This is a genomic window from Vreelandella sp. L-15, from assembly GCF_056857635.1.
Genome location: NZ_JBSXNN010000040.1, coordinates 84755 through 95551 on the forward strand (window position 1 = coordinate 84755; position 10797 = coordinate 95551).

The following is a 10797-nucleotide window of genomic DNA, read 5'->3' on the forward strand; positions in this document are numbered from 1 at the left end:
ATGGATACGGGAACTTTCCGCGGACTTATCACGTTCATTCTCATTGTCGCTTTCGTAGGCATCTTCTTCTGGGCCTACTCCAAGCGGCGCAAACCCGACTTCGATGAAGCGGCCAACCTGCCCTTTGCCGACGATGATGAGCAGCCGACCCGTGACAAGCATGCTTCGACAGAACACGAAGCGGATTCCCGCCACGACAGGGGAGATAAGAATAGATGAATAATTTATGGGGTGACTCCCTATCCAGCTTCTGGAGCGCCTGGATCATCGTCATCACTTTGGGCACGATCGCGCTAAGCGTTTGGATTTTGCTAGCCAACCGCCGCACCGATAAAACCCCAGATGCTGATGGCAATATCGAAACCACTGGCCACGCGGCTGACGGCATTGAAGAGTATGACAACCCGCTTCCGCAGTGGTGGTTTAAGCTCTTTATCCTGACCGTCGTATTTGCCCTTGGCTATCTGGTGCTCTACCCAGGCCTGGGCAACTACGCAGGCATACTGGGCTGGTCCCAGGAGAGCCAGTGGGAAGAGGAAGTGGCCGACGCGGAAGACCGCTTCACGCCGATCTTTGCCCAGTACCAGGAAGTGCCGATTCCAGACCTCGCGCAGGATGCCGAAGCCATGCAGGTGGCAGAGCGTATCTTCTTGAACAACTGCGCCGTATGTCATGGCTCGAATGCCCAGGGCGGCTACGGCTTCCCCAACCTGACCGACGACGACTGGCTCTACGGCGGTGAACCGGAAAACATTCTGACCACGCTGAACAATGGCCGTAACGGTCTGATGCCGTCCTGGCAGCAGCTCGGTGAGAACAATATCGAAAACCTGACTCAGTACGTACTGTCGCTCTCCGGTGAAGAGCATGATGCAGAGCGTGCCGCCAGCGGTGAAAGCACCTTCCTGGCAGCGTGTGCGGCGTGTCACACCCCCAGCGGAACAGGCAATATCGCACTTGGTGCGCCTAACCTGACCGACGACGTGTGGCTCTACCTAGCACCCGGCCAGGGCGTTGACGACTCCATTCGCCAAACGCTGCGTAACGGTCGTAATGGCCACATGCCTGCCCAGGCAGCCTACATTGGTGAAGAGCGTGTTCACCTCGTGGCCGCTTACGTGTACAGCCTACGTTTCAACGACTAACCCCGTTGATAGGCGTTTAACGCCAGCGTGTACGAAGGGGTGCGGTTACATACCGCACCCTTTCTACATCCAGCATCCGCTCAGCCACCCGGCTATCCGTTACACTATTGTTTAGCAATGTGTGTATAGCGATTCGACATACAGCGACGCGATCTCCTTCACCAATGAAGGTTGCGTGAGCCAGGCTATCGTCCACTCCTGCCTATTGAGCTGCGATCACCGCCATGGAAAAAATACCTAGCCACGATATTACGCCGCCAACCGTTGGGCACCACACGCCGGGAGACACCACCACGCAAGAGATGTACGCCAAGCGGCGGCATATCTACGTGCGGGAGATCAAAGGGCTGTTTCAAAAGGTACGACGCAGCGCGAACTGGGCGCTAATGATGGGCTTCTTTTTGCTCCCCTGGCTGAACTGGGGCGACCGCCCTGCCGTGTGGTTTGATCTACCGGGCCGTGAATTCCACATTTTTTCGGCCACGTTCTACCCGCAGGAGTTCATCCTTCTCTCGTGGCTGCTGATCATTTGCGCCTTTGGGCTGTTTTTCATCACCGTGTTTGCGGGGCGTGTCTGGTGTGGCTACACCTGCCCGCAGAGCGTTTGGACATTTTTATTCATTTGGCTTGAGCACCGCATCGAAGGCTCGCGCAATCAGCGCATAAAGCTGGATAATCAGCCGATGACTGCCAACAAAGCCTGGCGCAAGGGGGCAAAACACGCTGCTTGGCTGCTGATTGCCCTGGCCACCGGCGTGACGTTCGTCGGCTACTTTACGCCGATTCGTGACCTGGTCCAGGAGCTTCCCACGCTAGAAGCCCATGGCTGGTCCTATTTTTGGGTAGGTTTCTTTTTAGTTTTTACCTACCTCAACGCCGGCTGGCTGCGTGAGCAGGTGTGCATTTACATGTGCCCCTATGCTCGCTTCCAGTCGGTGATGTTCGATCGCGATACGCTGATCGTTTCTTACGACGACGCCCGCGGCGAACCCCGCGGCCACCGCAAGAAATCGCTCAGCCATGCCGAGGTCCGAGAAGCGGGCCTGGGTGACTGTATCGACTGCGAGCTGTGTGTCCAGGTCTGCCCGACCGGCATCGATATCCGCGACGGGCTGCAGTACGAATGCATTACCTGCGCCGCCTGTATCGATGCCTGCGATAGCGTAATGGATAAAATGGGCTACCCCAGAGGACTTATTCGCTACACCACCGAGAACGCGCTGGAAGGCAAGAAAAGTCATATTCTTCGCCCGCGCTTGATTGGCTATTTCGTTGCTTTGGTGGTGATGATAGCGACTTTTGCCTGGGCAGTTAATGACCGTACGCCGATGAGCTTTGACGCTGAGCGCGAGCGTACTCAGCTCTACCAAATGACCCGTGACGGGCAGATCAGCAACGTCTACAGCCTGACTGTGCGCAACCTGGACTCCCAAGATCACACCTATGATATTAGCGCGGCAGGCTTACCTAATTTGCAGTTGGATAACACCTCGCTGCGTGTACCTGCGGGTGAATCACGCACTCAGGTGATTACCGTACTGGCCGACCCAGCGTCGTTAAGCGAGCCCAGCCACGCGATTACGTTTACGCTGCAGGCGCAGCAAGATGAGCAAATTCGCCAGACCCGCGAAACGCGGTTCTTGAGCGACATTAGGAGATAAATGCGTCATGTCAGACACCTCGATTCCGCCCTGGTACAAACAGTTTTGGCCGTGGTTTTTACTAGGGCTGCTGTTTTCGTCCATCCTATTTAGTACTGGCTTCGCCATCATGTCGATCAAGAGCTACGACGGCATGGTGGTCCAGGAGGATTACTACGAGCACGGTAAAGCTATTAACATGGTGCTGGCGAAGCAGGAGCGCGCGCGCGAACTCAATTTGAGCGCCGACCTGCGCATCGACCCACTGACTAGCGATATTGTGATCGACCTTGCTGGCGATGCTCGTCCGGATAAACTCTATTTGGACCTCATCTTCCCCACCGAAGATGACCGTGATCAATCCTTCGTACTAGAACACGTGCGCGAAGGCCGCTATATCACTCAGGGGCCGGATAATTTGCGCTACCGCTGGTACCTACAGATTCAGCCCGTGCAAGGCGATGACGCCGAGTGGCGCCTGATCGGCGAAGCCCGCTTCCCCAATGAAACGAGCGTTGCCCTTCTGCCCGGAGGGCGGTCAGAGAGCGAATGAGCACTAAAGCGCTAAGCTGCTACCACTGCGGCAGCCCGGTGCCCGACGGCGCACCGTGGCAAATCGTGGTGGACGACACGCCCCAGTCATTGTGTTGCCCCGGCTGTGAAGCCGTAGCACACGCCATCGTCGACGGCGGCTTAGAGAGCTACTACCGCTACCGTACCGAACTGCCCGAGCGCCCCGATGAGCGTCAAGCTGCAAAAGCGGATACTTGGTCGGTGTTTGACGATCCAGGGCTGCAGGCGCAGTTCGTTCACCCAGACGGCGATGAGGGCCACGTCAGGGCAACGCTGGCTGTAGAAGGGATTACCTGTGCCGCCTGCGCGTGGCTCATCGAGCACCGCTTGAACGCGCTTGAAGGCGTTGTCTCTAGCGCAGTCAACCTGACCCATCACCGCCTGCGGGTTTCCTGGGCCCCAAACGTAGTAAAGCTATCGCAGCTATTCGCTGAACTTGCCGCGATTGGTTACGATGCTCAGCCCTATGAACCCGACCAAGCCCAGACGCGGCTGCAGCATGAAGAGCGCATGAATGTGCGCCGCTTAATAGTGGCGGCGGTCGGGATGATGCAGGTCATGATGTTCTCCATCCCCATTTATGTGTCGGGGCCTGGGGAACTCAGTGAAGACTTCTTTGCGCTGTTTCACTGGCTCTCGTTCGCTCTGGCAACGCCGGTGGTGTTCTTTTCAGCGCAGCCATTCTTCCGTAACGCCCTGCGCGACCTAAAAACGGGCGTGCTAGGCATGGATGTGCCTGTTTCACTCGCCATTGGTGGGGCTTATTTCGCCAGTAGCTACGCGGTGCTGTTTAACGTGGGAGAGGTCTATTTTGACTCGGTCGCCATGTTCACCTTCTTCCTACTGTTTGGCCGCTACGTGGAAGGGCGCGCTAGGCGACGCAGCGGCCATAGCGGCAATGCGCTTAGTGGCGTACTACCGGTCTCTGCTACACGGCTGGAAGCTGACGGCAGCGAACGCATTCTGCCCGCTAGCGAGCTTGCCCCCGGCGACCGCGTACTTATCAAGCCCGGCCACGGCGTCCCCGCCGACGGTATTATCGAAGATGGCGAGTCTAGCCTGGACGAGTCGATGCTGACCGGCGAGTACCTGCCCGTCACCCGCCGTGTGGGCGAACAGGTGGTAGGTGGCAGCCAAAACATGGAGAATCCGCTCACGGTGCGGGTGACTCATGCAGGCCACCATGCACGCGTGGCGGGCATCGTCGATTTGACCGACCGCGCCTTTGCCAGCCGCCCGCGCTTGGCGCAAATGGCGGCGCGCATGGCGCACCTGTTCGTACTGCGCCTGCTGGTGGTCACTGCTTGCGTGACCGTGGCGTGGTGGTTTATCGACCCTTCCCGCATGCTTTGGGTGCTGCTCTCCGTTCTAGTGGTGACCTGCCCCTGTGCGCTGGCACTCGCCACCCCAACGGCTCTCACGGCAGGGCATGGGCAACTGCGCCAGCGTGGCGTGCTGATCACCCGCGCCGATGCCATCGAATCACTTTCTAACGCCACGCGGGTGATTTTTGACAAAACCGGCACGCTCACCCGTGGCGAGATGCAGCTCACCCAAACCTGCCCGTTAAACGAGCAAAGTAGCGAACAGCTACGGGCCATTGCCGCCGCACTGGAAGCCCACTCCGAGCATCCCATTGCCCGCGCGTTTCGCCCGTTCCGCGATGCCACACTGCAGGCGCGTCAGGTGAAAAGCGTCACCGGCAGCGGGCTAGAAGGCGTGCTTAACGGCACAACGTGGCGCTTGGGCAAGCCCGATTTTGCAACGACCGAGCCACTCACGCCGCCCAGCGCCGGGCAGTGGCTGCTGCTGAGTGAAGATAGCGCCCCGCGGGCCTGGTTTAAGCTCCACGACGGTATCCGTGAAGATGCTGCGCAAACCGTAGCCGCCCTGCAGGCCAGAGGGCTTAACGTTGAGTTACTGTCAGGCGATACGCAGGAAGCCGTAGAGAGCTTAGCCGAGCAGCTCAACATCACCACCTGGCACGCGGGCAAATCACCAGAGGGCAAGCTGGAGCGGCTGCGTGAGCTGCAGGCGCAGGGCGAACGTGTGGTCATGATTGGCGACGGCATTAACGATGTACCGGTGCTCGCCGGTGCCGATGTGGCCATTGCCATGAATGGCGCCACCGACTTGGCACGCACTCGGGCCGATGCGGTCTTGCTCAGCCCACGCTTAATGCGTATTTTCGAGGCCATCGAGATTGCCAGCGCCACTCGGCGCATCATGCGCCAAAATATGATTTGGTCGGTTTGCTATAACTTCTCTGCGCTTCCCCTGGCCGCGATGGGGCTGGTACCGCCTTGGTTGGCGGCGATCGGTATGTCGCTAAGCTCTCTCTTCGTGGTAGGTAATGCGCTGCGCCTCACGCGCTGGCGTACCTCACCCGCTCCTCAGATAGCCCCAGCCACACCGGTGACCGTATGACCATTCTCTACCTACTGATTCCGCTGTCGCTGATTCTGTTGGGGCTGGCAGTGTGGGCGTTCTTCTGGGCCGTGAAGAATGACCAGTTCGACGACTTGGAAGGCCCTGCCCATCGCATTCTGTTCGACGACGATGAGAACGATCTCACCCCCGAACAGCGCGCCGAGCGCAAAAAAGGTACCAAGCCACCCCGTGACCGTGAGCCACCGCCGTGAACCCGACCGGACTTGACCTGCCGCCGTTGATGGCGGCGTTTGTGTTTGGCCTGATGGGGGGTGCTCACTGCATTGGCATGTGCGGCGGCATCATGAGTGCGCTCACCTTTGCCGTGCCGCCCAGCATGCGCCACCCAGCTCGCATGGGGGGATTGCTGCTCAGCTATAACACGGGCCGTATCCTGAGCTATATGACGGCAGGGGCCTTGGTGGCCGCGCTCGGCACCTTAGTCTCACTGTCACCTCAGGTGCGTATCGCGCTGCAGGTCGTCGCGGCGGTGATGCTGATCCTAATGGCGCTGTATATCGCCAACTGGTGGAAAGGGCTATTGAAAGTCGAAGCCGTGGGGCGCAGGCTATGGCGCTTCATCGAACCCGTCGGGCGGCGTTTGATGCCCGTGGTTCACCTGCCGCAAGCCTTTGCGCTCGGTGCCCTGTGGGGCTGGCTGCCTTGTGGGCTGGTGTACTCGATGCTCGCCTGGAGCTTGGCCATCGCCGACCCGCTACAAGGGGCGCTATTGATGGGGGCCTTCGGCCTGGGAACGCTGCCTGCCCTGTTAGCCACGGGTCTGGCCGCCCGCCAGCTCAGCCAGTTAATTCGTCACCCGGCGACTCGTAGCCTTGCGGCGCTGACGATTATCGGTTTTGCCCTGTGGCAGCTTTGGGCGCTGATGCCCCATGCCGGGCATTAAGAGCTTACCCATCAAACTCCTCTAGACAATACTCAATATAAACATCCTATCGCTTGATATAGCTCAACGCTTTCCCTTCTACGCTGACGTAGCATTCCAACACGCGTTCGAGCTGCGAAGCTCGTCGCTTATGTTGATCGGTTCTTGCTTTGCCCTGCTACTTAGGAGCGCTCCTTATGCCCGTTCATGCCACTGCTGCTCTCGCTCACCCTATTTCCGCAGCGGTTGAGGCCACCGCCTGGGATGACGCCCTGATACGCCGCTACGACACCAGCGGCCCTCGCTACACCTCATACCCTACAGCACTCTCATTTCACGACCAGTTCACCGCTGACGATATGACCCAGGCGCTTGAACGCAGCAATGCCAGCCAAAAGCCGCTCTCACTTTATGTTCATGTACCCTTTTGTCGCAAAATCTGTTTTTACTGCGCGTGCAATAAAATCGCCACGAAAAATACAGCCCTCGCAGAGCCCTACTTATCTCGGCTGGATCGAGAAATGGTGCTGACCTCCCGGCACCTTGATACAAAGCGGCCAGTGCAGCAGCTGCATTGGGGCGGCGGCACGCCGACGTTCTTAACCCTGGCGCAGATGAGCGATTTAATAGACCGCCTGGATGCACGGTTTGGCTTATCGAGCGCACCGGACCGCGACTACGCTATTGAAATTGACCCACGCGAAGCGGATGTCTTTACCCTGCGCCACCTGCAGTCGCTGGGCTTTAATCGCTTAAGCCTGGGCGTTCAGGATCTCAACCCACAGGTGCAGGCAGCGATTAATCGCGTGCAGCCACGGGTGCTCACTGAAACCTTGATGGATGAGGCGCACCGGCTTGGTTTTCGCTCGCTCAACCTCGATTTAATTTATGGCCTGCCTTTTCAAACCGAGCAAAGCTTCGCTGATACCCTAAGCCAAGTGATTGAACTGAGCCCGGCACGGCTGTCGGTCTTTAACTATGCCCATATGCCAACCCGCTTTGCGCCCCAACGGCGTATTAATGAAGCCGACCTGCCCAGCGCGGATGAAAAACTGGCTATTTTGCGTACCACTATTGAGATGCTGACCCAAGCGGGTTATGTACATATTGGTATGGATCACTTTGCTCGCCCAGAGGACAGCTTGGCTCAGGCACAGCGCTACGGTACGCTGCAGCGCAACTTCCAGGGCTACTCAAGCCATTCCCAGTGCGACTTGATTGGTTTGGGGGTGTCGGCTATTTCTCGGGTAGACGACGTTTACGCACAAAACCCCACTCAGCTGTCCCACTATGAAGCTGCCTTAGATGAAGGTAGGCTAGCGACTGTAAAAGGGTTACTCTTAAATAAGGATGACCTAATGCGCAGAGAGGTGATTGAGCGCTTAATGTGCGATATGGCCATTGACCTTGAAGCAATAGGCCAGCGTTGGCAGATAAATGCCACTGACTACTTTTCAACCGCTCTTGAACGGTTGAAAACCGCCGAGCAGGATGGCTTGTTAGTGCGCCAAGGCCTCTATTTACAAGCTACGCCCACCGGGCGGCTGTTGATTCGGCACTTAGCCATGGCCTTCGATAATCACCTGCAACATCAGGGCAACCAACGCTACTCGAAGATTTTATAAGCGTATCGAGACACCTACCCCCTGCGCCTATGATGGCTAATAAAAAGGGAGCACCACATGTCATATCCTGCCAGCCAACGACGTTCACTGCTGCAAGAGGCGCGCTGCCAAACCTGTAGCCTAAGCTCGCTGTGCCTACCGCTTGCCCTAGAGCTTGAGGATATGAGCCAGTTCGATGCGATTATCCGCCGCCGCTCGCCGTTGAAAAAAGGCGAGCGGCTGTTTCGCCAAGGAGATCCTTTCACCAGCGTTTACGCGGTGCGCTCTGGCAGCTTGAAGCAGGTGACTAGCGAAGGGAATGGCAACGACCAGCTCACCAATTTCTTTCTACCCAGCGAGCTGGTGGGTCTGGATGGGATTGACGAAGAACACTACCCCGGCACCGTGATTGCCCTGGAAACCACCACGGTATGCGAAATTCCGTTTGACCGTTTGGACTCGCTCTCCGAGGAGCTGCCCGAACTGCGCGGCCAGCTTTACCGCAGCATGAGCAAGGAACTACGAGACGACCGGCGGATGATGCGTTTACTGTCACGCAAAACTGCCGATCAGCGGCTGGCCAGCTTTTTGATTACACTTTCTGACCGTTTTCGGCGCCGGGGCTACTCCCCCTATAGCTTCCGGCTTTCCATGTCACGGGCAGATATGGGCAACTATCTAGGCCTCGCGGTGGAGACGGTTAGCCGTATTCTTAGCCGCTTTCAGCAGCAAAACGTGGTGGCCGTCTCCGGGCGCGAGGTCAATATTTTGGATATGCAGCGCCTCATCACCCTAGCTGAAGAGGAAGCCCAGGCGGTTAACTCACGTTAAACGCCTGAATGCGCCCTTCCATCAATGCGGCCTGCTTCGCTTCCAGACCGGCAAAATCAAACAGCTCACGGTCGGCAAGCTGCGAAGGGGCAACGTTGGTCACCGCTTTGAACATACTTTCCAACCGGCCGGGGTGTTTTTTATCCCACTCCGCCAGCATCTCTTTGACAACCTGGCGCTGCATATTGGGCTGAGAGCCGCACAGGTTGCAGGGAATGATCGGAAACTCCATCAGCCTCGAAAACTCCGCAATATCCGCCTCTTTGCAGTAGGCCAGCGGGCGAATCACGATGTTTTTACCATCATCCGAGAGCAGCTTCGGTGGCATGGCTTTTAAGGTGCCTTATATGCCAAATTTTTTAAAAGAGGAAGAGTGAGTGAGTAAAGCATTACAATACAGTCACTTAATTTTCTTTCTTCTAAAGAAAACAAACACAAGCCATACAAAAAATTCATTTTTTGTAAAAAAAAGCTTTAAGCAAATGCAGTTGATCAAAATATAACCAAAGACAGCCCAGATACACCAATGTATTCTTTACAAAATCATAGGTTGATTGCTTCTATAAAATTGGTCGAAGAAACATCTACACTGCCAGTATGGTTCGAGATGACTTTACTAGACCTGTCGATATCGAGATTGTGGAAATCGAAAAGATTTAAGTCAGCTAGTTGGCTTGGACTTACATTCTGGATACCGTTAAATATGTTTTCAATACAACCCGCTTTTTGTTTTTCCCAGCCTGCCAACATGTTTTTTATATTCTGTCTTTGTAAGTTCTCCTGAGAACCACAAAGATTACATGGAATAATTGGAAATTCTACAATTGATGCCAGCTTAGCAATATCTTTCTCACGACAATAAGAAAGCGGTCTTATTACAATATTTCTGCGATCATCACTTAGCAGCTTAGGAGGCATTGCCTTTAACTTACCGTTAAAAAACATATTCAAAAAAAGAGTTTCTACAATGTCATCCATGTGATGGCCAAGAGCTATTTTTGTAGCCCCAATCTCCTCAGCAAACCCATATAGAGAACCCCTTCTAAGTCTCGAACAAAGTGAACAAGTAGTTTTCCCTTCAGGAGTTTTCTCTTTAACAATTGAATATGTATCCTTATCCATAATATAATAATCAATATTATTCTTTTTGAAGAAGCCAGGAAGAACATGCTCCGGAAAACCGGGTTGTTTTTGGTCGAGATTCACAGCGACCACATCAAAATTAATCGGTGCTACTCTCTTCAAATACAACAGAGTATCAAGCATAACAAATGAATCTTTGCCACCACTTATGGCAGCCATTACTTTGTCACCATCTTCAATCATAGAATAATCACAAACAGCTCTCCCAGCGTTAGCCCTTATTTTTTTATAAAGCTTGTTCAAATCCATCTTTTCTTTAGGCTTCATAAACCACCATTAAAATAAAAGTTATAAATAAATAACAAATCAAAATCTTCATAACCAATATTCTAAATCAGATGGCATAAATTTTCGACAGATGAATTGAGATATTCGATGGGAGATAGAGTGTTTCAAATTCGTGACTACTCCCCGCCCTAAGCGCTGACGCGCCACGGGCGAGGCTTCCCACTTCTCAGGCAGCTGCCGACGATGTGCCGGACTTACGCAAGCCTCCATGGGCAGAGACGGACAGCCCTTCCGCCTTCAGCTCGATAATGCCTTGATGC

At 55.2% G+C, this 10797-nt stretch carries 10 protein-coding genes and 1 pseudogene; 9 read left to right on the forward strand and 2 right to left on the reverse strand.

Annotation, left to right across the window (positions count from 1 at the left end):
- The 9 genes from AC13CY_RS05175 (at position 1) to fnr (ending at position 9106) form a co-directional block, all read left to right on the forward strand.
- Entirely contained in the window at positions 1 to 219 is a 219-nt protein-coding gene (locus tag AC13CY_RS05175; protein WP_054644996.1) for a cbb3-type cytochrome oxidase subunit 3, read from the forward strand.
- Positions 216 to 1145 (forward strand): cytochrome-c oxidase, cbb3-type subunit III, encoded by a 930-nt coding sequence (gene ccoP, locus AC13CY_RS05180; RefSeq protein ID WP_289123369.1) that lies wholly within the window; start codon positions 216 to 218, stop codon positions 1143 to 1145. The genes AC13CY_RS05175 and ccoP overlap by 4 nt, the downstream gene beginning before the upstream one ends.
- Before the next feature lie 224 nt (positions 1146 to 1369).
- On the forward strand, positions 1370 to 2806 hold the full coding sequence (ccoG, locus tag AC13CY_RS05185) for a cytochrome c oxidase accessory protein CcoG (RefSeq protein WP_062374138.1): 1437 nt from the start codon (positions 1370 to 1372) through the stop codon (positions 2804 to 2806).
- 7 nt (positions 2807 to 2813) lie between these two features.
- Entirely contained in the window at positions 2814 to 3338 is a 525-nt protein-coding gene (locus AC13CY_RS05190; RefSeq protein ID WP_058577155.1) for a FixH family protein, read from the forward strand.
- Entirely contained in the window at positions 3335 to 5785 is a 2451-nt protein-coding gene (locus AC13CY_RS05195; RefSeq protein WP_089675926.1) for a heavy metal translocating P-type ATPase, read from the forward strand. Before AC13CY_RS05190 ends, AC13CY_RS05195 begins: the two co-directional genes overlap by 4 nt.
- Positions 5782 to 6000: a cbb3-type cytochrome oxidase assembly protein CcoS gene (gene ccoS / locus AC13CY_RS05200; protein ID WP_044628710.1), complete on the forward strand. Its 219-nt coding sequence runs from the start codon at positions 5782 to 5784 to the stop codon at positions 5998 to 6000. The genes AC13CY_RS05195 and ccoS overlap by 4 nt, the downstream gene beginning before the upstream one ends.
- Positions 5997 to 6692 (forward strand): sulfite exporter TauE/SafE family protein, encoded by a 696-nt coding sequence (locus tag AC13CY_RS05205; RefSeq protein WP_253556914.1) that lies wholly within the window; start codon positions 5997 to 5999, stop codon positions 6690 to 6692. Before ccoS ends, AC13CY_RS05205 begins: the two co-directional genes overlap by 4 nt.
- 176 nt (positions 6693 to 6868) lie before the next feature.
- Positions 6869 to 8296 carry an oxygen-independent coproporphyrinogen III oxidase gene (gene hemN / locus AC13CY_RS05210; RefSeq protein ID WP_172514836.1) on the forward strand — a complete coding sequence of 476 codons (1428 nt, stop codon included), beginning with the start codon at positions 6869 to 6871 and terminating at the stop codon, positions 8294 to 8296.
- 57 nt (positions 8297 to 8353) lie between these two features.
- Positions 8354 to 9106, forward strand: a complete 753-nt coding sequence (gene fnr / locus AC13CY_RS05215; RefSeq protein WP_054640963.1) for a fumarate/nitrate reduction transcriptional regulator Fnr — start codon at positions 8354 to 8356, stop codon at positions 9104 to 9106.
- Here the strand turns inward: fnr and AC13CY_RS05220 are convergent.
- Together AC13CY_RS05220 and ttcA are read right to left on the reverse strand one after the other, a co-directional pair.
- Positions 9093 to 9449: pseudogene (locus tag AC13CY_RS05220) on the reverse strand (tRNA 2-thiocytidine biosynthesis protein TtcA); the annotation flags it as partial. The gene fnr and the pseudogene AC13CY_RS05220 overlap by 14 nt on opposite strands.
- A 200-nt stretch (positions 9450 to 9649) precedes the next feature.
- The gene (ttcA, locus tag AC13CY_RS05225; RefSeq protein WP_054640964.1) at positions 9650 to 10516 is read right to left on the reverse strand and encodes a tRNA 2-thiocytidine(32) synthetase TtcA; all 867 of its coding nucleotides are present in this window, start codon (positions 10514 to 10516) and stop codon (positions 9650 to 9652) included.
- Between the last annotated feature and the right edge of the window lie 281 nt (positions 10517 to 10797).